General features: G+C 61.1%; 23 protein-coding genes. 15 read left to right on the top strand and 8 right to left on the bottom strand.

Annotated elements, in window-relative coordinates:
• Positions 1 to 2: 2 nt before the first annotated feature.
• Positions 3 to 1565: a 2-isopropylmalate synthase gene (gene leuA / locus OC537_RS12490; protein WP_262111661.1), complete on the bottom strand. Its 1563-nt coding sequence runs from the start codon at positions 1563 to 1565 to the stop codon at positions 3 to 5.
• A gap of 406 nt (positions 1566 to 1971) precedes the next feature.
• Here leuA and OC537_RS12485 point away from each other — a divergent pair, with 406 nt between their 5' ends.
• The 6 genes from OC537_RS12485 to ilvN all read left to right on the top strand — a co-directional run bounded on the left by OC537_RS12485 (position 1972) and on the right by ilvN (position 7213).
• Positions 1972 to 2595, top strand: coding sequence for a TetR/AcrR family transcriptional regulator (locus OC537_RS12485; protein ID WP_005323843.1), 624 nt, complete (start codon positions 1972 to 1974; stop codon positions 2593 to 2595).
• Between the two features lie 139 nt (positions 2596 to 2734).
• Positions 2735 to 3238 carry a phosphatase PAP2 family protein gene (locus OC537_RS12480; protein WP_262112223.1) on the top strand — a complete coding sequence of 168 codons (504 nt, stop codon included), beginning with the start codon at positions 2735 to 2737 and terminating at the stop codon, positions 3236 to 3238.
• Complete coding sequence (locus tag OC537_RS12475; protein ID WP_262111659.1) at positions 3235 to 4344, top strand: MJ1255/VC2487 family glycosyltransferase; 1110 nt, start codon at positions 3235 to 3237, stop codon at positions 4342 to 4344. The genes OC537_RS12480 and OC537_RS12475 overlap by 4 nt, the downstream gene beginning before the upstream one ends.
• Positions 4345 to 4379: 35 nt before the next feature.
• Entirely contained in the window at positions 4380 to 4532 is a 153-nt protein-coding gene (locus OC537_RS12470) for a hypothetical protein (RefSeq protein ID WP_106885898.1), read from the top strand.
• A 388-nt stretch (positions 4533 to 4920) separates the two neighbouring features.
• A complete protein-coding gene (locus OC537_RS12465; protein ID WP_163155680.1) occupies positions 4921 to 6639 on the top strand; it encodes an acetolactate synthase 3 large subunit in 1719 nt (572 codons plus the stop codon).
• Between the two features lie 79 nt (positions 6640 to 6718).
• Positions 6719 to 7213, top strand: coding sequence for an acetolactate synthase small subunit (gene ilvN / locus OC537_RS12460; RefSeq protein WP_025328160.1), 495 nt, complete (start codon positions 6719 to 6721; stop codon positions 7211 to 7213).
• A 401-nt stretch (positions 7214 to 7614) separates the two neighbouring features.
• On the opposite strand, the gene pta is transcribed toward ilvN, so the two are convergent.
• Both pta and OC537_RS12450 read right to left on the bottom strand, forming a co-directional pair.
• Positions 7615 to 9768, bottom strand: coding sequence for a phosphate acetyltransferase (gene pta / locus OC537_RS12455; protein ID WP_025328159.1), 2154 nt, complete (start codon positions 9766 to 9768; stop codon positions 7615 to 7617).
• 70 nt (positions 9769 to 9838) lie between these two features.
• Positions 9839 to 11041, bottom strand: a complete 1203-nt coding sequence (locus OC537_RS12450) for an acetate kinase (RefSeq protein WP_025328158.1) — start codon at positions 11039 to 11041, stop codon at positions 9839 to 9841.
• Positions 11042 to 11343: 302 nt separating this feature from the next.
• Between OC537_RS12450 and yfbV the strand changes: the two genes are divergently transcribed.
• Positions 11344 to 11784 (top strand): terminus macrodomain insulation protein YfbV, encoded by a 441-nt coding sequence (yfbV, locus tag OC537_RS12445; protein ID WP_025328157.1) that lies wholly within the window; start codon positions 11344 to 11346, stop codon positions 11782 to 11784.
• Between the two features lie 45 nt (positions 11785 to 11829).
• On the opposite strand, the gene OC537_RS12440 is transcribed toward yfbV, so the two are convergent.
• From OC537_RS12440 to OC537_RS12430, 3 genes are all read right to left on the bottom strand, one after another.
• Entirely contained in the window at positions 11830 to 12330 is a 501-nt protein-coding gene (locus tag OC537_RS12440) for a YfbU family protein (RefSeq protein WP_163149585.1), read from the bottom strand.
• Between the two features lie 213 nt (positions 12331 to 12543).
• The gene (gene bcp / locus OC537_RS12435; RefSeq protein ID WP_106885901.1) at positions 12544 to 13008 is read right to left on the bottom strand and encodes a thioredoxin-dependent thiol peroxidase; all 465 of its coding nucleotides are present in this window, start codon (positions 13006 to 13008) and stop codon (positions 12544 to 12546) included.
• 23 nt (positions 13009 to 13031) lie between these two features.
• A complete protein-coding gene (locus OC537_RS12430) occupies positions 13032 to 13565 on the bottom strand; it encodes a glycine cleavage system protein R (protein ID WP_025328154.1) in 534 nt (177 codons plus the stop codon).
• Between the two features lie 201 nt (positions 13566 to 13766).
• Here OC537_RS12430 and dapA point away from each other — a divergent pair, with 201 nt between their 5' ends.
• The 3 genes from dapA (at position 13767) to OC537_RS12415 (ending at position 17044) form a co-directional block, all read left to right on the top strand.
• Positions 13767 to 14654, top strand: coding sequence for a 4-hydroxy-tetrahydrodipicolinate synthase (gene dapA, locus OC537_RS12425; protein WP_163138075.1), 888 nt, complete (start codon positions 13767 to 13769; stop codon positions 14652 to 14654).
• Positions 14647 to 15771 (top strand): outer membrane protein assembly factor BamC, encoded by a 1125-nt coding sequence (gene bamC, locus OC537_RS12420; RefSeq protein ID WP_106885903.1) that lies wholly within the window; start codon positions 14647 to 14649, stop codon positions 15769 to 15771. Before dapA ends, bamC begins: the two co-directional genes overlap by 8 nt.
• Before the next feature lie 169 nt (positions 15772 to 15940).
• Positions 15941 to 17044 carry a phosphoribosylaminoimidazolesuccinocarboxamide synthase gene (locus OC537_RS12415; protein WP_163155692.1) on the top strand — a complete coding sequence of 368 codons (1104 nt, stop codon included), beginning with the start codon at positions 15941 to 15943 and terminating at the stop codon, positions 17042 to 17044.
• Positions 17045 to 17172: 128 nt separating this feature from the next.
• On the opposite strand, the gene OC537_RS12410 is transcribed toward OC537_RS12415, so the two are convergent.
• Entirely contained in the window at positions 17173 to 17775 is a 603-nt protein-coding gene (locus tag OC537_RS12410; protein WP_262111640.1) for a short chain dehydrogenase, read from the bottom strand.
• Positions 17776 to 17873: 98 nt separating this feature from the next.
• On the opposite strand from OC537_RS12410, the gene OC537_RS12405 reads away from it, so the two are divergent.
• The 4 genes from OC537_RS12405 (at position 17874) to OC537_RS12390 (ending at position 20815) form a co-directional block, all read left to right on the top strand.
• Positions 17874 to 18773, top strand: a complete 900-nt coding sequence (locus tag OC537_RS12405; RefSeq protein ID WP_262111638.1) for a LysR family transcriptional regulator — start codon at positions 17874 to 17876, stop codon at positions 18771 to 18773.
• Positions 18774 to 18842: 69 nt separating this feature from the next.
• On the top strand, positions 18843 to 19481 hold the full coding sequence (locus tag OC537_RS12400) for a DUF2057 domain-containing protein (protein WP_262111636.1): 639 nt from the start codon (positions 18843 to 18845) through the stop codon (positions 19479 to 19481).
• Between the two features lie 70 nt (positions 19482 to 19551).
• On the top strand, positions 19552 to 19998 hold the full coding sequence (locus tag OC537_RS12395; RefSeq protein WP_262111634.1) for an HIT domain-containing protein: 447 nt from the start codon (positions 19552 to 19554) through the stop codon (positions 19996 to 19998).
• 118 nt (positions 19999 to 20116) lie between these two features.
• A complete protein-coding gene (locus OC537_RS12390; RefSeq protein ID WP_262111632.1) occupies positions 20117 to 20815 on the top strand; it encodes a DUF3334 family protein in 699 nt (232 codons plus the stop codon).
• Positions 20816 to 20884: 69 nt separating this feature from the next.
• Here the strand turns inward: OC537_RS12390 and OC537_RS12385 are convergent, their stop codons facing one another.
• On the bottom strand, positions 20885 to 21883 hold the full coding sequence (locus OC537_RS12385) for a DUF2860 family protein (protein ID WP_163138083.1): 999 nt from the start codon (positions 21881 to 21883) through the stop codon (positions 20885 to 20887).
• 201 nt (positions 21884 to 22084) lie between these two features.
• Here OC537_RS12385 and arcB point away from each other — a divergent pair, with 201 nt between their 5' ends.
• Positions 22085 to 24397, top strand: a complete 2313-nt coding sequence (gene arcB, locus OC537_RS12380; protein WP_262111629.1) for an aerobic respiration two-component sensor histidine kinase ArcB — start codon at positions 22085 to 22087, stop codon at positions 24395 to 24397.
• The last annotated feature ends 1 nt before the right edge of the window (position 24398 follow it).

The raw sequence follows: 24398 nt of genomic DNA, 5'->3' as shown, positions 1-24398 counted from the left end.
GCTCAGACGGTTTCCGATTTGATGTTGTTATTGCGTTCCATCTGCTCGGCGACCTGATCGGCGCGCCAGATGCTGTTGATGACATGGACCAGGGCCTGGGCCGAGGACTCTATGATGTCGGTGGCCAGCCCCATGCCATGGAATTTGCGACCCTTGTACTCGGCGACTATGTCGACCTGGCCGAGGGCATTCTTGCCTTCACCCTTGCCCTTGAGTTCGTACTTGTCGATGCGGATCTCGTAGCCTGTGATGCGGTTGATGCACTGATAGACAGCATCCACAGGACCGTTGCCGGTGGCCGCTTCGCAGATCAGATCCTGGCCCACCTTGAGCTTGACCGAGGCGGTGGCGAGCACAGAGCTGCCGCTCTGCACGCCCAGATATTCCAGCTTGAAGTGCTCGGGCTCCTCGTGGATCTGGCTGAAGAAGGCCAGCGCCTCGAGATCGTAATCGAACACCTGCCCCTTCTTGTCGGCCAGGGTCAGGAACTTGCCGTAGAGGTGGTCCAGGTCGTAGCTGCTCTCGGCGTAGCCCATGCTCTCCATGCGGTGCTTGATAACGTGGCGGCCGGAGCGGGAGGTCATGTTGAGGTTGTTCTGGGTCAGGCCGATGCTCTCGGGGGTGATGATTTCGTAGGTGTTCTTGGCCTTGAGCACGCCGTCCTGGTGAATGCCGGAGCTGTGGGAGAAGGCGTTGGCCCCGACGATGGCCTTGTTCGGCTGTACCGGCATGTTGCACAGCTGGCTGACGAGGGTGCTGGTACGGTGGATCTCGTTGTGGCGGATGTTGGTGTGCACCCCGAGCAGGTCGGCGCGGGTTTTCAGGATCATCGCCACCTCTTCCAGGGAGCAGTTGCCCGCCCGCTCGCCGATGCCGTTGATGGTGCACTCTATCTGGCGTGCTCCCATCTGCACCGCGCCGATGGAGTTGGCCACCGAGAGGCCGAGATCGTCGTGGCAGTGCACCGAGATGATGGCCTTGTCGATGTTGGGCACCCGGTTGAACAGGGTCTGGATGATGCCGGAAAATTCGGTCGGTACCGTGTAGCCTACTGTGTCCGGGATGTTGATGGTGCGGGCGCCCGCCTTGATGGCGGCCTCCACCATGCGGCAGAGATTATCGATCGGCGTGCGGCCCGCATCCTCGCAGGAGAACTCCACATCATCTGTGTAGCGCAGGGCATGCTTGATGGCGCCGACCCCCATCTCCAGCACGTCTTCGAAGCTTTTCTTCAGCTTGCTCTCCACATGGATGGAGGAGGTGGAGATAAAGGTATGGATGCGAAAGGCTTCTGCGACTTTCAAGGCCTCGCCGGCTGCGTCTATGTCTTTGGGCAGGGCACGGGCCAGGGCACAGACCCGGCTGTTCTTGATGTGACGGGCTATGGTCTGCACCGATTGAAAATCACCGGGGGAAGAGACAGGGAAGCCCACTTCCATGATGTCGACACCGAGTCGTTCCAGCGCCTGGGCAATCTGCAGCTTCTCCTTGACCGTCAAGCTGGCCGACAGCGCCTGCTCGCCATCACGCAAGGTGGTATCGAATATGATGACTCGATCTGACATGTGACTTCCCTCTTCCTAAGTTCGGTGCGTGCATCCTGCATTGGCATAAAAAAACCCGTGCGGGGTGCACGGGTTTTTGTAAATTCCGGCTATGCCTTAGCCCGGCTACAAGGATCCCGCGCGAGGAGTCGCGATTAGGGGGAGCAGTAGTAGCAGAGCGGCAATATGCATGATGACTCAATCCTTCCAGTCGATAACGCTACTACCAATATCGAGATTTTTATGCTGTGTCAACTCGAAAGGACAGGTTCAATTCACTGTGTTATTTAATCGGATTGTAAAGGAGTGCAAATTTCCTTGTCCCATATTCGGTTCATGCCTGATTATCTGGTCGTTCCTGCTGTACTCGATCACCCGCACAATCAGATCGACTTATCAGCCCTTGCTGAATTATCTGAGGTATTCCATGGAAAAGCGCAGACCTGGCCGTCCGGTCGGACGTTCCGACATTCGTGACAAGCTGCTCGCCGCCGCACGCGAACGTTTTCTCAACACCCCCTACAGCAAGGTGACGACCCGTGAGATCGCCGAGCTGGCCGGCTCCAATCTGGCGATGATCCACTACTACTTCGGCAGCAAAGAGGGCCTCTACAAGGCGGTGCTGGGGGATGTGGCCGAGCCGCTGGATCAGGCCTGGCATGACGAGAGCAGCAATCGCAGCCTGACCGATCTGCTCAATACCTACTATCAGGTGATGGCGCCGAACAGCGAGCTGACTTCCGCCATCTCCAGTGCATTATCAACCGAAAAAAGCCCGGGGCGGGATTTTGTATTGAATCGTCTGCTGGAGCGTCAGCTGCCCCAGTTCGATGCCCTGCTCGAATCCATGCGCTCCAACGGTCAGCTGGGTGACAACCTGGATCCCGAGATGCTGAAGATCTCCTTCCTCAGCATGATGTGGCAGCCCTTCGTGATGAAGGATCTCTACGAGCAGGTGTTCGGCCTGACGGTGGACGAGAGCTTCATGAGCCGGTTGGCGGCCCACAACTGCCAGTTGATGGAGAACGGGCTGCGCGGTTCCCTGAACTGAGTCTTCCCGGGTAATAGCTGAAAAAGGGCCGCATGGCCCTTTTTTGCATGGTTCATGTCACAAATCTGTTATCTCTCCTTCAACCAAGTGTCACTGCGCCGCCCTAGTCTGCATTCAAGACTCAAGGGAAGGGGGCGTGATGAACAAGATCCAGCAATGGGACCTGCGGGTGTGCCGTGCCTGTCTGCTCCATCCCTACAACCGGCCGCAGGCCAGGATCAGTCGGGTCATTTCCCGTACCGGTGACGGCCCCCTCTACGCCGTGCTGGCCGCCCTGCTCTGGTGGCAGGGGGAGGCGCAGCGGGAAGTGGTACAAGTCGCCCTGCTGGCCTTTGCCGCCGAACTGCCGCTCTATCTGCTGCTCAAGAATGCCCTCAGGCGCCAGCGCCCCGTGGGCTTGCCAGTCTTCATCACCCCCTCCGATCGTTACAGCCTGCCTTCCGGTCATACCGCCGCCGCCTTCCTGATGGCCACCGTGCTGGCGGCCAGCTTCCCGCTATGGGGGCCGCTGCTGTTTCTCTGGGCCATCCTGGTCGGGGCGTCGCGGCTGCTGCTCGGGGTGCACTATCTGAGCGATCTGGTGGCCGGCGCCCTGCTCGGGGGCTGCTGCGCCCTGTGGGCGCTCGGCTGGAGCCAGGGATGAGGATACTGTTTGGAGTACAGGGGACCGGCAACGGTCATATCAGCCGCAGCAGGACTCTGGCCCGTGCCCTGAAGAGCAGGGGGATAGAGGTCGACTACCTGTTCAGCGGGCGTACCGCCGACGGCTACTTCGAGATGGGGGAGTTCGGGGACTATCGCACCTTCCCTGGCATCAGTTTCGTGAGCCATCAGGGCCGCATCTCGGGCTGGCGCACCCTCAAGGGGCTCTCTCCCCTTCGCTTCTGGCAGGACATGCGGGCCCTCGACTGCCGGGATTACGATCTGGTGATCAGCGATTTTGAGCCACTCAGTGCCCATGCCGCCCGGCGCTGGCAAAAACCCAGTCTGACCATCAGCCATCAGGCCAGCTTCGACTGGCCCATTCCGCGCTGGGGGGAGAGTGGTTTCAACCGCCAGCTGATGCGCCACTTCGCCCCTGTGAGCCGCTCTCTTGGGCTGCACTGGTTCCACTTCGGTCAGCCGCTGCTGCCCCCCATCATAGATCCCATGACCCCGGCCCCGGACAACCAGCAGATCCTGGTCTATCTGCCATTCGAGCAGACAGAGCAGATAGCTGCGCTGCTGTCGCGCTTCAACCAGCAGCGCTTCGTCTGCTTTCACCCCGGCCTTCGCAAGGCCAGCCAATGGCGCAACATCCGCTTCGAGCCTGCGGCCCGGGAAGGGTTCAAGCTAGCGCTGGCCGGTTGCCGGGGTGTCATCAGCAACGCGGGATTCGAACTGGCCTCGGAGGCGCTGTCGCTCGGCAAGAAGCTGCTGGTCAAGCCGCTGGGCGGCCAGTTCGAGCAGCTGACCAACGGCAGGACCCTGGAGCTGATGGGGCTGGCCCAGTTGATGGAGACGCTGGATGCCAATGCGTTGAGAACCTGGCTCGAGGCACCGTCACCCGGGCGGATCCGCTACCCCGATGTGGCGGGGGAGCTGGCCGACTGGCTGCTGGCCGGTGCCAAGGAGGAGCTGGCCTCTCTCTCCCGCCGCCTGTGGGGCAGGACCCTCTTCCCGGAAGAGGTGTGCGATCGCCTCAGCGAGCTGGCGGGCAACCCGGCATTGGCCCGTCCCTGGTTATCGCAACTCAGCGCCTTTGACTAGACTGAGTTGATCCCATCAAGGAGAGGACGGACAACATGCGCTTTACCAATGAAAACGGCGACACCATGACACTGGCAGACAATCTCACCCTGCATGAGCTGCTCGACATGGGGGTCAGCATCTCGGTCTGTGAAGAGACGGATCCGGATCAGCAGATCTGGCTGGTGGAGCCGGAAGACGAGCACTGAGACGGGATGGTTTTGACGGCCCGCCCTCTGGGGCGGGCCATTTATTTCCATCCCTGCCCAGATTGGCAGCATGATCCGCTAGTTTCCCCCCCATACTCCCCGCTTTGTTTCCGGTCTGGTGACCAAGTCACTGAATGTTAATAGCTGTTTGAAATTTATGACTGTTCTGGTCAGACAAAGCCGTGGACAAGCGTTCACAAGCGGGTTAAGTTGGTTTTTCACCCGCTTTTCGGGTGAATGATGGAAAAAACCTATTTTTCTACTATCGACGGCTCCGAACTCGCCTGGTCTGGATGCAGACAACAACAAGAGACGGATCGGCGCTGCCGGGAAGCAGCGGACTGTCGGTAGCTTTCGCTTAACGGAGCAAAGCCTGGAGGGCTTTATCATGGAGATGTTATCAGGCGCCCAGATGGTGGTTAGAGCGCTGGAAGATCAGGGAGTTGAGCATGTCTTCGGCTACCCTGGTGGCTCAGTGCTCGACATCTATGACGCTCTCTTCGAAAACGGCAAGATGGAGCATGTCCTGGTGCGGCACGAGCAGGCCGCGGTGCACATGGCGGACGGTTACGCCCGCTCCACCGGCAAGGTGGGCACTGTGCTGGTGACCTCGGGTCCCGGCGCCACCAACTGCATCACCGGCATCGCCACCGCCTACATGGACTCGATCCCCCTGGTGATCCTGTCCGGTCAGGTGCCGACCAGCATGATAGGGGAGGACGCGTTCCAGGAGACCGACATGATCGGCATCTCCCGTCCTGTGGTGAAGCACAGCTTCCTGTGCAAGAAGGCCAGCGAGATTCCCGACGCCATCAAGAAGGCCTACTACATTGCCGCCAGTGGCCGCCCGGGGCCCGTGGTGGTGGACTTGCCCAAGGACGTGCAGAACCCGAAAGAGAAATTCCCCTACCAGTATCCCGAGTCCGTTTCCCTGCGTTCCTACAATCCGACCAAGGCCGGACACAAGGGCCAGATCAAGCGGGCCGCCAAGCTGCTGACCGAGGCGAGCCGCCCCGTCATGTACGTGGGCGGTGGCGCCATCAACGCCAATGCGGATCACCTGGTGACCAAGCTGGCAGAGCTGTTGAACCTGCCGGTGACCACCACCCTGATGGGACTGGGGGCCTTCAGCGGCACCCATCCGCAATTCATCGGCATGCTGGGGATGCACGGCACCTTCGAAGCAAACAAGAGCATGCACAACGCGGATCTCATCTTCGCCGTAGGTGCCCGCTTCGATGACCGCGTCACCAACAACGTGGCCAAGTTCTGCCCCAACGCCACCATAGTCCACATCGACATAGACCCCACCTCCATCTCCAAGACGGTACAGGCCCATGTGCCCATCGTCGGCTCGGTGGAAACCGTGCTGGAGCAGATGCTGGAAGTGATCCGCGAGTGCGGCTTCGACAACGACAAGCAGGCGCTGGCGGACTGGTGGAGCCAGATCGATCAGTGGCGCTCCCGCAACTGCCTGGCCTACGAGACCCACCCCACCCTGATCAAGCCGCAGCAGGTGATAGAGGCGCTCTACAAGGTGACCAAGGGGGAAGCCTTCGTCGCCTCCGACGTGGGTCAGCACCAGATGTTCGCCGCCCTCTACTATCCGTTTGCCAAGCCACGCCAGTGGATCAACTCCGGGGGCCTCGGCACCATGGGCTTCGGTATTCCGGCCGCCATGGGGGCCCAGTTTGCCAACCCGGATGCTGTGGTCTGCTGCGTCACCGGTGACGGCTCGGTGCAGATGAACATTCAGGAGCTCTCCACCTGCATGCAGTACGGGGTGCCCATCAAGATCATCTCCATCAACAACCGCGCCCTTGGCATGGTCAAGCAGTGGCAGAAGATGTTCTACGGCGGCCGCCACAGCCACTCCTACATGGAATCCCTGCCCGATTTCGTCAAGCTGGCAGAGGCCTATGGCCACGTCGGCATCGCGGTGAGCGATCCGGCCGAGCTGGAGAGCGCCATGGAGAAGGCCTTCGCCATGAAGGATCGGCTGGTGTTCATGGATATCTCGGTCGACCCGGATGAGCATGTCTATCCGATGCAGATCAAGTTTGGTGCCATGGACGAGATGTGGCTGAGCAAGACGGAGAGGACCTGACGATGGAACATATTATTTCGGTCGTACTGGTGGATCCCGCCGTCGATGAGATGTGGCTGAGCAAGGCGGGGGAAATCTGATGAGGCATATCATTTCAGTACTGCTGGAGAACGAATCCGGCGCCCTGAGTCGCGTGGTAGGTCTCTTCTCCCAGCGCGGCTACAACATCGAGACCCTGACGGTGGCCCCCACCGAGGATCCCACCCTGTCCCGCATGACAATCGTCACCATGGGTGACGAACGGGTGCTGGAGCAGATCCAGAAGCAGCTGCACAAGCTGGTGGACGTGCTCAAGGTGTGTGACTTGAGCGAAGGGGAACACATAGAGCGGGAGATCGCCCTGGTCAAGGCACGCGCCGCCGGTGGTGCCCGCGACGAGCTGAAACGGCTGGCGGACATCTTCCGTGGCCAGATCGTCGATGTCACCCCGGAGCAGTACACGGTGCAGCTCGTCGGGACGAGTGAGAAGCTGGACGCCTTCATCAAGACTGCCGCCCAGACCAACGAGATCATCGAAGTGGTGCGCTCCGGCGTTTGCGGTATCTCCCGGGCCGACAAGTCCCTGCGTCCTTGATATCAGGGGCTGGTAACCTATCCCATAGGGGCTCTTCGGAGCCCTTTTTCATGGACGCAAGGGAAGGAGGGCGCTGGCTAGCGCTGTCATTTTCTTTCAAATGATCGGTAAACTATCCACAAAAGCTGTGGAAAACTCTGTAGATTAGCGGTGTGTCTGGCGTTAGTTAGCTGATCTTAAAGGGATATTCTGATTTGATCCTGACTGGATCGCAATTGTGCAATCCCCCTGCGCGGGTGTGAGTGTTTGCTTATCGCCGGCCCCTTGCCAGGAGGCGTTCGCGGCCAGTCCGGCGGATCCTGCGAGGATCCGGATTTGATCTCGCCGATCAACAGATCCCTGTCCGCCATAAAAAAACCCGCCTCTCGGCGGGTTTTTCACAGGGTCAGCGCTGGGCGATATTACTCGGCCTGGGCTGCCTGGATACCGGTCAGGGCTATGGTGTAGACGATGTCGTCTACCAGAGCGCCACGGGACAGGTCGTTGACCGGCTTGCGCATGCCTTGCAGCATGGGGCCGATGGAGACCAGTTCTGCGGAACGCTGTACCGCCTTGTAGGTGGTGTTGCCGGTGTTCAGGTCCGGGAACACGAACACAGTCGCTTTACCTGCGACCGGTGAGTTCGGTGCCTTGGACTTGGCCACGTTCTCCATGATGGCCGCGTCGTATTGCAGCGGGCCGTCGATGATGAGGTCGGGGCGCTTGGCCTTGGCCAGCTCGGTCGCTTCGCGCACTTTCTCTACGTCAGCGCCGGCGCCAGAGGTACCGGTGGAGTAGGAGATCATGGCGACGCGCGGCTCGATGCCGAAGGCGGCAGCGGAGTCGGCGGACTGGATGGCGATCTCGGCCAGCTGTTCGGCGCTCGGATCCGGGTTGATGGCGCAGTCACCGTACACCAGCACCTGATCAGGCAGCAGCATAAAGAAGATCGACGAAATCAACGAGGAACCCGGGGCAGTCTTGATGATCTGCATCGGCGGACGAATGGTGTTGGCTGTGGTGTGCACGGCGCCGGAAACCAGACCGTCCACTTCGCCACGCTCCAGCATCATGGTGCCCAGCACCACGTTGTCTTCCAGCTGCTCGCGGGCGACCACTTCGGTCATGCCCTTGTTCTTGCGCAGCTCGACCAGACGCGGCACATAGCGCTCGCGCACTTCCAGCGGGTCGATGATCTCGACGCGATCGGTCAGTACCACACCCTGCTGTTCGGCGACGCGACGGATCTCTTCCGGGTTGCCCAGCAGTACCGGACGGGCGATGCCACGCTCGGCACAGATGGCGGCAGCCTTGATGGTCCGCGGCTCTTCCCCTTCCGGCAGCACGACGCGCTTGTTGGCCTGACGGGCCAGCTCGGTCAGCTGATAGCGGAAGGCCGGCGGGCTCAGGCGACGGGAGCGGGTGGACTTGGCAGAGAGAGACTCGATCCAGTGCTTGTCGATGTGGCCAGCCACATAGTCCTGCACCAGCTCGATACGCTCGCGGTCATCTTCCGGGATGTCGACGTTGAAGTTCTGCAGGCTGACGGCGGTCTGCCAGGTGTTGGTGCCGGTGATCATGATCGGCAGGCCGGTGGCCATTGCCTGTTGGCACAGGGCAATGACTTGCGGCTCAGGGTGGTAGTTGCCGGTCAGCAGCAGGGCACCCAGCTTGACGCCGTTCATGGCGGACAGGCAGGCGGAGACGATGACGTCGGAGCGATCGCCGGAGGTCACCAGCAGGCTGCCCGGACGGAAGTGCTCGATCATGTTGTGGATGGAGCGGGCACAGAAAGTCACGGTCTGCAGGCGACGGCTGTCCAGCTCACCCTTGTGCAGGATCTTGGCGGCCAGATGCTTGGCGAGATCCTTGGCGCGCGGGGCGATCAGCTGGGTGTTCCAGGGGATGCAGCCGAGGATGCGCAGCGGGCTCTTGCCGAACACCTGCAGCACTTCCAGGTTGTGGGCGGTGTCGGAGGTGTGGTGATGGGCCTCGAACATCTCGGTCAGATCGGGGCGGGTCACGCCGTGCTCGTCAACCGGTGCACCCACCTTGTTGATGACGCAGCCCACGATACGCGGGTTGCTGACGCCACCGAAGTTGGAGCAGGCCAGCTCGATGCGCTCTTTCAGCTTTTGGCTGGAGTCGTTGCCCGGATGAGTCACGAACACCATGTCGGCGTCCAGCGCCTTGGCGACGTCGTAGTTCAGCTTGTTGGCAAAGGGCTGCTTGTCGGTCGGCACCAGGCCTTCGATCACCACCACTTCGGCACCGCTGGTCTTCACGTGCTCTTCGAAGCGAGCCACTATCTCTTCCAGCAGGATATCGGTGTTGCTGGAGGTGATCATGTTCTCGGCATAGGAGAGGGCGAACGGCTCGGGCGGGTTGATGTTGGCGGCAGCGCGGATCACGGCGGTGGAGCGCTCGGTACCGGTTTCACCCGGACGCGGCTGGGCAACCGGTTTGAAGAAGCTGACATTGACACCGTGACGTTCCATGGCGCGAACGACGCCAAGGCTCACGGAAGTTACGCCGACACCAGTGCCGACCGGGATGAGCATAATAGTGCGTGCCACTTATTACCCCTTGTTCATTTTTTGGGATCAGGAAAAGGCCGCCCTGGGGCGGCCTTGCTCTACAGCTAATTTATGCGCCGACCAGTTCCAGCGCGTCGTGGGCGATGACCCACTCTTCGTTGGTCGGGATAACCAGGGCCTTGGTGGAGCCAGCCTTGGTGATCTCGCCACCCTTGCCGAAGCGCGCCTTCAGGTTGGCGTCGTGGTCGACGTCAAAGCCCAGCAGGCCCAGCTTGTTCAGGGTGATCTCACGGATCGGGGCGGAGTTCTCGCCGATGCCGCCGGTGAAGACCACGGCATCCAGACGACCGTCCATGGCGGCGGCGTAGGCGCCGATGTACTTGGCCAGACGGTAGCAGTACACGTCCATGGCGCGCTTGGCTTCTTCCTTGCTGTCGTAGTTGTCTTCAACGAAACGGCAGTCGGAGGTGACTTCGGTCAGACCCTGCAGGCCGGATTCCTTGGTCAGCATGGTGTTGATCTCGGCGACGCTCATGCCCAGCTTGTCGTGCAGGAAGAAGATGATGGCCGGATCGATGTCACCGGAACGGGTACCCATCACCAGGCCTTCCAGCGGGGTCAGACCCATGGAGGTGTCGACGGATTTACCGTTCTTGATGGCGCAGACGGAGCCGCCGTTGCCCAGGTGGCAGTTGATGATGTTGAGCTCTTCGACCGGCTTGTTCAGCTGCTTGGCGGCTTCCAGGCTGATGTAGTAGTGGCTGGTGCCGTGGGCGCCGTAGCGACGGATGCCGTTCTCTTTGTAGAGCTTGTACGGCAGGGCGTACAGGAAGGCTTCTTCCGGCATGGTCTGGTGGAAGGCGGTGTCGAACACGGCGACGTTCTTCTCGGCCAGCTCAGGGAAGACCTTGAGGGCGGCACGGATGCCGATCAGGTGAGCCGGGTTGTGCAGCGGAGCGTAAGGAATGGCGGCTTCGATACCGGCGATCACGTCTTTGCAGATCCGCACGGAAGAAGTGAATTGCTCGCCGCCGTGTACCACGCGGTGGCCGATGGCAATCAGGTTCTTGGACAGTTCAGGGTTGAGCGGCAGGATCTTGTGGACGATATAGTCCAGTGCTTCCTGATGAGCGGCACCGGCACCCAGATCGGCACTGCCCTTCTCGCCGTTGAGCTTCCACTTGATGCGGGCGTCGTCGAGGTTGAAGCATTCGGCCAGGCCGGACAGCAGATCATCACCGGTGGTTGCGTCAATGACAGCAAACTTCAGGGACGAGCTGCCACAGTTAAGAACAAGAACCAGCTTACTCATGAATAAATCCTATCGCAGATTGGGTTGGGTTGGAGGATGCGCCGGACGCGGTGCGCCCAAAAACTATCAACTTATCCTTATGAGGGTTGGCAATCTGTTGCTTGCCCCTTGTATAGTGATACAAGACCCGTAATTCTGACGTCCCTGACAGGCCAGCAGCAAACCACTGGCGTAAAAATTGGGCGTACAAAGGATAACCTGATTGTTGAAAAATAACAAAGTCATCCTCAACCTTTGTTATTGCCTCTCAAATATTGTCGAGGTTTTGCCGTTAATACGTTCAAAAAGAGCTCGGAGGTAGTATGAGCATGAACATTTTTGGAACTAAATTACAGCAAGGCCGTCATTATATGACTCTTTGGCCGCGCCGTCCCGAGCTTAATTCCATGTTCCCGGAGAATCGGGTGATCAAGGCCACCGAGTTCGCCCTCAGGGTCATTCCGGCGCTCGCCGTGCTCAGCGTCATGCTGCAGTTCCAGTTCGGCGAGCTGCACTACTGGCCCTCCGTCATGGCCTCAGTGTTGTTCCTACTCAGTCTGCCGCTGCAAGGCTATTACTGGCTCGGCCAGCGTGCCGATACCCGGCTCCCGCCCTCCCTCGCCAACTGGTACAGGGAGATCAACGGCAAGATGAACGAGCAGGGCGGTCATCGTCAGCTGGTGGCCCGACCCCGTTACGAGGAGCTGGCCGACACCCTCAACGCCGCCTTCAAGCAGCTGGACAAATCCTTCCTCTACGAATAGCCCCGGCAGGGGAGCAAAAGGCGCCACCAGGCGCCTTTTTCACATTCAGGCGGCCAGTACCTTGCTGATCTCCTGGATGGAGAGCTTGTACTGACGGGGGCACTGACGCCAGGCCGCCAGCATGCGCTGGTACTTGTCGCGCATGGCGATGTCGCTGGAGAGCTCGTCACAGGGGCACGGCAGCTCGGGGAAGCGCTTGTCCACCTCCAGCAGGAAGCAGACATAATCCGCCAGTTCCCGCTCCTGGCTGCGGCTGTAGCCGTTGAAGGCCAGGCGACTCTCGTTCACCTCGGATCGGGTACCTGCGTCTAGGTTGCCCCAGGAGATGGCCAGCGCATGGTGCAGTTCCAGAGTGTCCAGCACCTCCTGGCAGGTGGCGAGATCCAGATGGCCGAAGCTCTTCTCCAGCTCGAGGATCTGCAGGCAGTAGCCACGCTCGACTATGGTGCTGGCCCGCTGGTAAAACGCCGCCTTCTCCGGGTTGAGTTTGGCCAGGATCTCGTACTGATTGCTCAGGATCAGGCGTTCGGTATGGCTCATGTTCATGGGCTGTCTCACTGGAAAATGAATCTGGGGCCACGTTAACCCATATCCAGGATGAATTTTTTGATCTGATAGGGGAGGTTGGCGAGAAAAACGGGGAGGAGGGCGCAACAGGGGCGCTACTTTTGGCAGGACATTCCCGGCGCTTGCGCGGCAGAGAAAATGAACAGGGCCTGCATCTGCAGGCCCTGTTGTCGTCTCTGAACTGGCGGGGCTTCAGCCCTTGACGAGATCGAGCACCACCTGATGGTGATCGCTGGTCTTGAACTTGTCGAAGCGATGGGCCACCTTGCCCTCCTCATCGATGAGGAAACTCAGCCGATGGATGCCGTCGTACTCCTTGCCCATGAACTTCTTCGGGCCCCAGACGCCAAAGGCATCGGCCACGGCGTGATCCTCATCGGCCAGCAGTCGGAAGTTCAGGCTGTCGCGCTCCTCGAACTTCTTCAAACGCTTTGCCGGATCCGGGCTGATGCCGAGCACCACCACGTTGAGGGCGGCCAGTTCGGCATTGACGTCCCGCAGGCCGCAGGCCTGGGTGGTGCAGCCCGGGGTCATCGCCTTGGGATAGAAATAGATGAGCACCTTCTTGCCCCGCAGGGAGGACAGACTGACCTGCTGACCATCCTGATCGGAGAGAGAGAAATCGGGGGCCTGAGTACCAACTTGTAGTGGTTGCATGGGGTCTCCTCGGATAAACGCCGTCAGGCGTATTTGTGATTGACGATGAACTCGAATGACTCGGCACCCAGTTCACGACAGAAATCGGCGAAGGCCGTTTTCGAGTCGGCCGCCTCTCCCTGCTTGGCCTGATTGAGCTGGAAATTGGCCTTGAGCAGGTTGAAGGGTTGCTGCTCGAGGGTGACGGTCTGCATGGCCTGAATGTCCCAGCCGTGATCGCTGAAGAACTGGGTGCACTGGCTTACGATGCCCGGCTGATCCCGGATCAGCACCTCGGCGCTGGCGCTGATGTCATATTGCAGGGAGTGGTGGCGCTCGGTGCGCTTCATCATGGTGATGAGATCCCACTCCTGGCTGCGCAGGGGGAGGCTTATCTCAAGCTGCATCAGGCTGTTCCAGTCACCGGACAACAGCATGATGAAAGTGAATTCGTTACCGAAGATGCCAAGACGGCTGTCGACAATGTTGCAACCGCAGCCACTGACGTGACGGGTAACCTCATTGACGATGCCAGGCCTGTCCGTGCCGATGGCCGTTACGACCAGGTAGTGAGTCATAAATCGTCTCTCGTCCATTTATTGCGAATGCGGTGACAGCGAGCGCGCTTGGCGGGCATGACGCCCTGCTCCGGGCCCTGTCCTGCCCTCGTGCATCCATACGTTTTGTGGCGGATGGTAACACGGCTTGTCCCTTGCCTCCCTTGTTTTTCAAAAGGGGCAGCTTTACCATTACGCCCCTGAAAATCGGGAGAAATATCCATGTTACGCGGTAGTATTGTTGCGCTCGTTACCCCCATGCTGGCCTCGGGTGACATCGATTGGACCAGTCTGGCAGCTCTGGTGGAGTATCATGTCGGTGCCGGCACCAGTGCCATAGTCGCGGTGGGCACCACGGGAGAGTCGGTCACCCTGAGCGAGCAGGAACATATCGCCGTCGTTGAAAAGACCGTCGAGTTCGCCGCCGGTCGCATTCCGGTCATCGCAGGCTGCGGCTCCAACAGCACTGCCCACGCCATCGCGCTCTCCCGGCGTTTTGCCAAAACCGGCGTGGTGGCGGGCCTCTCGGTGACCCCTTATTACAACAAACCCACCCAGGAAGGCCTCTATCGTCACTATTGTGCGATCGCCGAGGCTAGTGGTCTGCCTCAAATTCTCTATAATGTGCCCGGTCGCACCTGTTGCGATCTCAAACCGGAGACCGTGGCTCGTCTGGCCAAGGTTCCCGGCATTATCGGTTTGAAAGAGGCGACGGGTGATTTGAGCCGCACCCCGCTGCTGCGCGAGTTGTGCGGGCCGGATTTCGCGCTATATAGTGGCGATGATGCCAGCGGATGTGATTTTATGCTGCAAGGGGGCGATGGCGTCATTTCGGTCACCACCAATATTGCGGCGCCCCAGATGGCCGACATGTGTCGTGCTGCGCTGGCCGGTGATGCCGGGCAGGCTCATGACATCAACAATCGATTGATGCCGTTGCATCAGACTCTGTTCTGCGAACCGAGTCCCATCCCGGTGAAGTGGGCCTGTGCCCGCCTGGGATTGATGGCGACGGCGACCTTGCGCCTGCCGCTGACCGACCTCACCCCCGAGGGGGAACAGGCGATGGCGCGAGCACTGACGACTGCGGAGTTGATGGCGAGTGTTTAAAGCAAATGGAAAGGGAAATGCAGTGCGCCTGGTGCTGAGTGTCGCGACTGTTGCCGTGTTGGCAGCCTGTAGCTCACCCCAGGATCGCAAGATGGCCAACCGTGGCTTCGAGTATGAAGAGAGCCGCCTCGAAGGTCGCGCCTTCCTCGTGCCCGCCGGGTTGAGTACCCCCGCCTTTAACAGTAATTTCGACATTCCGGCCCTGCCTGAGAGCAGCCGCGAAGGTGCCATCGGCGCCAAGGTGGACGTGCGTCCGCCAGCCCAGCTGCTGACGGTGGTCCCTGGCAGTCAGGTGGTGGCCAAGGCCAGCGAGCCTACTCTGGCCTTCTATGCCCTGAGCACCAGCCAAAGCGTGGAGCGCGATACCTGGGCCTTCCTGATGAACTTCCTGGCCCAGCACAAGGTCACCACAGAGAAGCTGGATCAGCAGGCCGGCGTGTTGCAGACCGGCTGGTTTGACAACTCCGCCGCCCTCGATGGCTGGGCGGAGGAGGACGAAGACTTCCGCATCCGTCAACGCTACCAGTTCACCCTCAGCAACGACCTGCAGCGTCACGCCGTCAACATGTCGGTACGGGTGCTGGATCATGAAGAGACCATAGACGGCGAGACCAGCACAGTGCTGACCCCGGCCGATGCCCAGCGTTATGCGACCCGGGCACTGAACCAGTTCTCCCTCTACTACGACAAGCAGCTCAAGGCCCGCGAACAGCACAAGTCCACCGATGGCATGGGCCTGGAGCTGGGTCTGGACAACAACGAGCTGAGTGCATGGATTGCCGATGGTTCCTTCGAGCAGGTCTGGCGCCGTCTCAATCAGGTGTTGCCGGCCTACGGTTTCACCATCAAGGACACCCAGCAGTCCCTGGGCTGGATCGACGTCGAGTATGACGAGCCCAATGCCGAGTTCTGGCAGGCCAAGGGGGCCGAGCCGTTCAAGCTGGAGGAAGACCAGTACCGCTTCCAGCTGGGCGAGATGGCCGGAGGCAAGACCTCCATCACCCTGTTCGACAAGGACAAGAAGCCGGTCGCATCCGGTGTCATCTCCCAGATGTATATCAGCCTGTCCGAGGCCTTTGCCAAAGGCGTGGCCGATCAGGCTGCGAAAGCAGAATAGAAACAGGGGCCTGGTGCCCCTGTTTTGTTATGCGGAGTCCGCGCCAAGGGCCCTCCTGGGAGCCTGCCCCGGCAGAGGGGCCTAGCGCTGTTTAGCTGAATGAATCCCTCGTAGACAGGAGCCTGATGCGCCTGTCTTGTCAGTCCCACAACAGGAAGTGTTATTAGCCATGAGTCTTGCAGATCAAGTATTGGCGGTGAATGACGATTTGCCGATCCGTACCGATAAACCTGTCCATTCCGGCAAAGTGCGCAGCGTCTACTGGTTGACCCCCGCAGACAGTGCCCGGCTCATAAGAGAGAAAGGCTATGATGTGCCTGCGGATACACCGCTCGCCCTCATGGTGATCAGCGACCGCATCTCGGCCTTCGACTGCATCTGGCAGGGTGTGGATGGCTTGAACGGCGTGCCGGGCAAGGGAGCTGCACTCAATGCCATCTCCAGCCACTGGTTCAAGCTGTTCAAGGAGAAGGGACTGGCGGACAGCCACATCCTGGATATCCCGCACCCCTTCGTCTGGATAGTGCAAAAAGCCCGCCCCGTGATGATTGAAGCCATCGCCCGCCAGTACATCACCGGCTCCATGTGGCGTGCCTACAAGGACGGCGAGCGGGAGTTCTGCGGCATCACCCTGCCGGAAGGGCTCAAGAAGGATCAGAAGCTGCCCGAGATCCTTATCACCCCCTCCACCAAGGGTGTGCTGAAAGGGCTGGACGGCGTGCCGGAAGCGGACGACGTCAACGTCTCCCGTGCCGACATAGAGCGCCACCATCAGGCCTTCGGCTTCCGCTCCCCGGCAGACATAGAGAGCTATGAAGCCCTGCTCAAGGAGGGTTTCAACGTCATCAGCGAGGCTCTGGCCGCGCTGGATCAGATTTTCGTCGACACCAAGTTCGAGTTTGGCTATGTCCAGGATGCCGCCGGTCGCGAGAAGCTCATCTACATGGACGAAGTGGGTACCCCCGACAGCTCCCGCATCTGGGACGGCGCCGCCCTGCGCAATGGCGAGATCGTCGAGAAGTCCAAAGAGGGCTTCCGCCAGTGGCTGCTGAACCACTTCCCGGATCCGGACATCCTGCTCAACAAGAACCGCATGCCGGAACGCTTCGCCCTGGCCCGGGACAACAAGCTGCCCACCGAGGTGATGATGGACATCTCCCACACCTACGTGGGGATCGCCGAGAAGGTCATAGGCCACAAGCTGGTGCGCAGTGCCAATCCCAAGCAGGAGATCATCGAGGTGCTGCGCGAGCAGTACGGTCTGATCGACTGAGGCTGAGCGCCTTTTTTTGCCGCCGGCACACAAACGTTTGCCGGTGGTGAAGGCAACAAGCCGACAAACAGACGGGCCCCGTGACGGGGCCCGTTTTTATTGGCGTCTGGCAGTGGGAGGGGGCGGCCTCAGCCATTGACCCTGAAGATCTGGCCGGTCTGCACCCCCAGCACCGACTTCTTGTAAGCCTGCGCCACTTTGGCGGCGGGCACAGGCACGAAGCCCGGGAAGAAGTCGGCGTATTTGCCCATGGACTCCTCCAGCACGGTGGGGCTCACCACGTTGATGCGCAGGCCCCGTGGCAGCTCGCAGGCGGCCGCTTTCACAAAGTGATCGATGGCGCCGTTGACGGTGCTGGCGCTCACGCCCCAGTTGATCGGCTCCTCGCTCAGGATGCCGCTGATCAGGGTAATGGAACCCTTGTCATTCAAATAGGGGATGGCGGCGCGGGTCAGATTGATCTGGCCCATCAGCTTGCTCTCCACTCCCACCTGCCACTGCTCGTCGGTCATCTCGGTCAGACCGTTGAAGGCCACGCTGCCGCTGGCGACGACCAGCGCATCGAACTGGCCCAGCTTGGCGAACAGCGCCGTGATGGAGGCGGGATCGCGCATGTCGACCGTGGCATCACCACGGCTGTGGCCGACGCGGATCACCTGATGATCTTTGGCAAGCAGTTCACTGACCGCGGAGCCGACGGTGCCGGAGGCACCCACAATCACAATTTTCATCTTGGTCACTCCTGATGGGGATGTGTTGATGATAGCTGGATGAAAAGGGAGAAAAAGCGCTTAAGATGAACCCATTGTTTCCATATTGGAGCTAATGGATGGACATCGCCCATCTGAGCAGTTTCTACGAGGTGGTGCAGCGGGGCAGTTTCTCCGCCGCCGCCGATGCATTGGGGGTGAGCAAGGGGATGCTGAGCCGCCACGTCAGCGCCCTCGAATCCTCCCTCAATGCGCAACTGTTGCAGCGCACCACCCGTCGCCTCAGCCTGACCGAGGCGGGCAGGACCCTCTATGTGCAGGCGGGTCAGATAGCCGCGCTGGCCCGCCAGGCGGAGCAGGACATCCAGGCTCTGACCGAGGAGGACCGCGGTCGCCTGCGCTTCACCTGCCCGGTCAGTACCGGCGATCGCATGGTGAGCGAGCTGCTGGCGCGCTTCGCCGAGATCTGCCCCGGGGTCGAGGTGGAGCTCAATTTCACCAACGCCATGATCGACATGAGCCAGGGGGAGAATGACATCGCCCTGCGCGCCATGGATCAGGTGCCTGACAACCTGGTGGCGCTGCCCCTCGGGCAGCTGAAAGACGTGGTGGTGGCGAGCCCAACCCTGCTGGCTCGGGAGGGGCTCCCCGCCACCCCCTATGAGCTGGGCGGGCGCCCCTGCCTGCTCCAGGGGCACAACCCGGCCTGGGAGCAGTGGCATTTTCGCAAGGCAGGGGAGGAGGCCCACATCCTGGTGCAGGGGAAGGTGCGGGCCAATCACTACAGCACTGTGCTGCAACTGGCTCGCTCGGGCATGGGGTTTGCCAAGTGCCCGCTGATGCTGGTGGAGACGAGTCTGGCCAGGGGCGAGCTGGTGGCAGTGCTGACGGACTGGCAGACGGCCCTGCACCCGCTCCATGTGCTCCATGCCCAGCAGCGCCGGGTGCCGCGCAAGATACGGCTGTTCAAGCAGGTGCTGGCCCAGTGGTTTGCCGAGCGGCCCCACTACCTGCTCTGAGCCCGTTATTTTTCTGTCATCTTTGGCTGCTAGCCTGCGCCCATCATAGCGAGCAGAGAGAGACAGGGAATGAAGGGTCATCAGGGTTGGGTTGGGGTCATGTTGCTGTGTGCCGGCTTGTCGTGTGCCGGCTCGGTGCAGGCCGAGGTCAGGGTCGAGGTACCCGGGGATTTCCAGATCCTGGCGGTGAGCGACGGCAAGGTGCAGGACGAGCAGCATGGGGTGCTGGCCGACGGGGCGCAGCAGTTGCTGGTGCGTTATGAGGGGGTGATCCCGAGTCGCAACAGCAGCGACAACGATCGCCAGATCCGCTCCGATCCCCAGGTGATCCGCTATGAGGCCCGCGGCCAGTCGGTGCGCCTGCAGGCTGTGGTGCCCACCGACGAGAAAGGCATGGAGCGCTACGCCAAGGCGCCGGTCGTGAGCCTGCTGGCGGGGGACAAGCCCCTGAAGGTGCAACAGGAGGCCCTGGTGGTCAACGGCATGCAGATCGGCATGGACTGGCACGTCAGGCTGCAAGAGTACAACCGCGGCACGGGCAAGGCGGTGCTGGCGACCGGCGCCGTGGCGACCACGGCCGCGGCGACAGCGGCCCAGGCCCCTTCAGGCCCTGCCAGCGAGCTGGAGGGGCAGTTGCAGCAGCTCTTCCTGCAGGCGGACCCCGAACTTCGCAAGCGCTTCATCGGTTGGGCCGTGCCCCGGCTTTAAGTTTGCCCCCCGTTGCAGTAACGTGGGCACACTCATCTCCTGACGTGCCCATGTTGACCAGCGAGGCCCCATGTTTGAATTGCATCCCCGCCTGCAGGCGGATACCCAGATACTCGGGGACCTCCCCCTTTGCCGCGTACTGCTGGCCAAAGACAGCCAGTATCCCTGGCTCATCCTGGTGCCCAGGGTCGCCGGGCTGCGGGAAATCCACCATCTCCTCCCCGAGCAGCAGCAACAGCTGATGCAGGAGTCCTGCGCCGTCGCCGCCCTGATGGAAGAGGCGCTGGGCCCCGACAAGATCAACGTGGCGGCGCTCGGCAACCTGGTGCCCCAGCTGCACCTGCACCATGTCGCCCGCTTCAGCACCGATGCCGCCTGGCCCGGTCCCATCTGGGGAGCGCATCCCGCGATTCCCTATCAGGCACAAGATTTGCGACAGCAGGCCGATAACTGGCTAGCCCGGTTGGCCACCCTGGGTGGATTTCAGCCGTTTCTGACTGACAATCTGGTCAAGTGAGAGGCGGCTCGCGGTTTCAGCACCGGGATCACGCAATCTGTTAGCGTATCGGACGCGCGCGTGATGACATGGGCGGTGAGACAGACAAGCCTATTTTTTCGATCAGCAGGAAGGTTCCATGATAGTAACAAGATCCGAGGATGATGCCGTATTGACCACAGAGGATGTGCTGCTGAGCCTGTGCAATTCGGTCACGGGCGTCCTGAGCGCGGCGACCCAGACCCAGGTGCGCTTCTCCGGCATGGTGCAGCGGATCAGCAAGACCTGCCTCAAGCCGGATATCGGCTGCTTCGTGCTGTTTGATGGCGGCTTCTCCGGCCTGGTGGTGATCAACTTCTCCGCCGCCGCGGCCATGGAGCTCTACCAGAGCTACATGCTCAGCATGGGGCTCTCCAAGGAGGATCTCGCCATCTCCCACACCTCTGACGAGGTGAGCAACGTCATGGGCGAGCTGATGAACCAGATCCTCGGCAGCTTCACCGGCAAGGTGGGGCGCGAGCTGCAGACCCACATCACTCAGAACCAGCCCAAGATGCTGGCCCTGAACAAGCAGGTGATGCTGAGCGTAGATACCAACCTCGACAATCCCGAGACCCGCAGGGTCACCTTCTTCACCGCCAGCAACAACATCTTCTATCTGGAGCTGGCGATGGACGGCACCGAGTTCATTCGGCTGCACAACGAGGGCAGGGATCAGGAGGAGATTGACCCCGATGCGCTGATCGCCCAGACCAAGCTGGCGGCGACCAAGCAGGCCTCGGCGGTCGCGCCGGCGAGCAACGAGCACGACGATCTGCTGGACTCCCTCGGCATCTGACGCCGTCAGGAAGCGAAAAAAAGCGAGGCCACCCCTGGGGTGGCCTCGCTGTTTCCGACAGGGTTCGGCTTAGAAGTTGTACAGCAGGCCGGTGCTGAAGCGGGTGGCCTGGGTATCGTAGAAGTCGATGTCGGAGTCGGCGCCGGAATAAGCCGCCGTGAAGGTCGCGGCCAGGGCCTTGACCCCGAACAGGTTGTGCCAGAAGAAGGTGCCGTTGATGGCGAACTCGTCTGCATCGGCACGCTGGCCGAACAGGGGATTCGCCTCGTCATACTTGCGCTTGCCGGCATAGAGGTTGCTGACGATGGACCATTGCGGGCCCCGCTTGGCGTAAGTCAGCTGCAACCCTGTGTTGTCAAAGCTCTCGGCACTGCCATCCAGCCTGGCCTGCTTGTAGAGGATCGCCGGCTCCAGCAACTGGTTGCCGCCGAAGTGGAACTGGTAGGAGAGCGCCATGTCGTGCACCTTGCCGTTGCGATCCAGCATGGCGGCATACTGGGTGCCGTGTGTCTGGTCATACTGCTGACCGCTGCGCTCCTCGTCCAGATCCACCTCCCGGGTGGTGAGGGTGCCGTAGAAGTTGCTGCCCCAGATCTTGTCCCAGGCAAAGCGCACTCCCTTCGACTTCACGTCGGTGGCGCTGCGATCTACCCCGGTGGCGAAGGGATCGCTCCACAGCTCCACCGGCATGGCGTTGAACACCAGGGAGGTGGCCACTATGCCCTTGTCGCCCATCTCCTGGCGCAGGCCCAGCTGCTGGGTGAAGTCGAAGCGCACCGCATCCTGGATCAGGTTGCCGAGGAACACCTGGGTGCGGGTGTCGGCGAAGGTGTAGCGGATGTCGGCGTTGATGAGGGGGGTCAGACCGCTCTCGCTGTCGGGAGAGCCGAGGTCGTTGATTCGACTGTGGTTGTCATCGCCGGCGTAGAAGTTGGACTCGTAGCTGACGACATTGACCCCGCCGAGCAGGAAACCGGACCAGCCGGACTCTCTGGGGATCTCGCCAAGATCGGCGTGGGCGGCATTGGCGGCTAGCAGACCAAGACTCAACAGGACATGATTGCGCATGGGGTGTGCTCCTGACACAAGGGATGACAAGGGTGGCAGTGCGGCTCGGGATCCTTTGCTGAACCGGAGCTGACTGACTCAGGCGGGAATGCTACCCCAGTCGGAGTGTGACGTTAATCAATAATTTAAGGTGCAAGGGGCAAGAGTTCAGGGCGCCGTACTGGTATTCTGTTTGCGCAATAACGGGGAGAAAACAACGAGATGAAGCAAATCAAATCCTGGGCGCAATACTATGTCGACCTGATGACCAAGCTGGGACTGGTGCGCTTCAGCATGTTCCTGGCTACCGCCATCATAGTGCTGGCGGTCTCCATCCAGATGGGGGTGACCCTGTTTCTGCGCGGCACTGTGGACATAGTCGACCTGGTGCGCTCTGTCTTCTTCGGCCTGCTGGTGACCCCCTGGGCCGTCTATTTCCTCTCCATAGTCGTGGATCAGCTGGAAGACTCCCGCCAGCGGCTGACCCGCATGGTGCGCAAGCTGCAGGACATGCGCGAGCGCGACCTTGAGCTCAACAGCCAGCTGCAGGAGAACATCAGCCGCCTCAATGCCCAGATAGCCGAGACCAACCGGGCCGAGACCCTGCGCCAGCAAGCCATAGAGGATCTGGAGAACGAGGTGTTCCAGCGGGAGAAGGCCCAGCTGCACCTGGGGGAGCGCACCGCCCTGTTGCGCTCCTTCATCGATTGCTCCCCGGATCTGGTCTACTACCGCAACGAGGACGAGCAGTTCTCCGGCTGCAACCGCGCCATGGAGGAGCTCACCGGCAAGGTGGAGGCCGAGCTCATCGGGCTGACCCCGTTCGACGTCTACAAGCAGGAGATCGCCAACAAGGTGGTGGAGACCGACAAGCAGGTCTTTGCCAGCAACGAGCCCCTCACCTACGAGCAGTGGCTGGAGTACCCCGATGGCCGCAAGGCTTACTTCGAGCTGCGCAAGGTGCCCTTCTTCGACAGGTTCGGCAAGCGGCTCGGCCTGCTCGGCTTTGGTCGCGACATCACGGAGCGCAAGCAGTATCAGGACAAGCTGGAGAAGGCGAGCCGGGACAAGACCACCTTCATCTCCACCATCAGCCACGAGCTGCGCACCCCGCTCAACGGCATAGTGGGGCTGAGCCGCATGCTGATGGACACCCCCCTCGATGCCAAGCGGCAGCAGCAGCTCAAGACCATCCACCTGAGTGCTGTGACCCTGGGCAACATCTTCAATGACATCATCGATCTGGACAAACTCGATCGCCGCCGCCTCGAGATAGCGCCTGCCCCCATGGACCTGCCCGCCTTCCTCGACGAGCTGGAGATGCTGTCGCGCATCCAGGCGGAGCAGAAGGGGCTCTATCTGCATTTCGACAGGGATGGCGACATGCCGCAGCTCGTGATGGCGGACGGTACCCGGCTGCGTCAGGTGCTGTGGAACCTGGTGGGCAATGCGGTCAAGTTTACCGACGAGGGCGGGGTGACGGTGCGCTGTCTCGCCCACGCCGCCGATGAACCGGGCAAGCTGGCGCTGCACTTCGAGGTGGAAGACACCGGGGTCGGCATTCCCCGCGCCCAGCAGGAGAAGATCTTCGCCATGTACTATCAGGTGCAGGGCAAGAAGCACGCCACCGGCACCGGCATCGGCCTCGCCGTCTCCCGCCAGCTGGTGCAGGCCATGGGGGGTCAGCTCTATGTGGACAGCGATCCGGGGGAAGGCTCCTGCTTCACCGCCGAACTGGAGGTGGATTGTGTCGCGCCGCAGGCGACCCCGCCGGAGCCCGAGATGCCCTCCCTGGATATTCTGCTGGTGGAGGACGTGGAGCTCAACGTCACCGTCGCCTGCGCTCTGCTGAACAAGCTGGGTCATCAGGTGCAGGTGGCGCGGGACGGCACCCAGGCGCTGGCCATGGCCAACCCGGATGACTTCGACCTCATACTGCTGGACATCCAGCTGCCGGACATGACCGGCTTCGACGTGGCGGCCCAGCTGCTGGCCCGCTACGGCGACAGCCTGCCCCCCATGGTGGCGCTCACCGCCAACGCCACCGGCGATCGCCAGTACTACCGGGATCACGGCATGCAGGATGTGATCAACAAGCCGCTCGGCTCCAGAGCGGTGCGGGAGGTGATAGGCCACCTGTTTGCGGATCTGGCGGACGACGAGGCCGATGAGCAGGCGGACGCGGGCAACCAGGATGCACTGCTGGACCTGCCCTTCCTCACCGATTACGCCAGCACGGTCGGCAAGCCGGTGCTGCTCTCCAGCGTGGATCTGTTCGAGAAGATGATGCCGGACTACATGGCGGTGCTGGACTCCAACATGATTGCCAAGGATCAGGCCGGTGTGGTGGAGGAGGCGCACAAGATAAAAGGGGCCGCCGGCTCCATCGGCCTGCGCCGCCTGCAGCAGACGGCCCAGCTGATCCAGAGCCCGGATCACCCCGCCTGGTGGGAGAACGTGGAGGACTGGATTGAGACACTGCGCCGTGAATATCCCGGCGACATCGCCCGCTTGCGGCGCTGGTTGTTGTCGTGAA

Origin of the sequence: Aeromonas sp. Marseille-Q5825 (assembly GCF_946892685.1) — a bacterium.
In the GTDB taxonomy this organism is placed as follows: domain Bacteria; phylum Pseudomonadota; class Gammaproteobacteria; order Enterobacterales; family Aeromonadaceae; genus Aeromonas; species Aeromonas rivipollensis.
The sequence above is the reverse complement of the archived record's forward strand: the minus strand, read 5'-3'. Positions and strand labels throughout refer to the sequence as shown.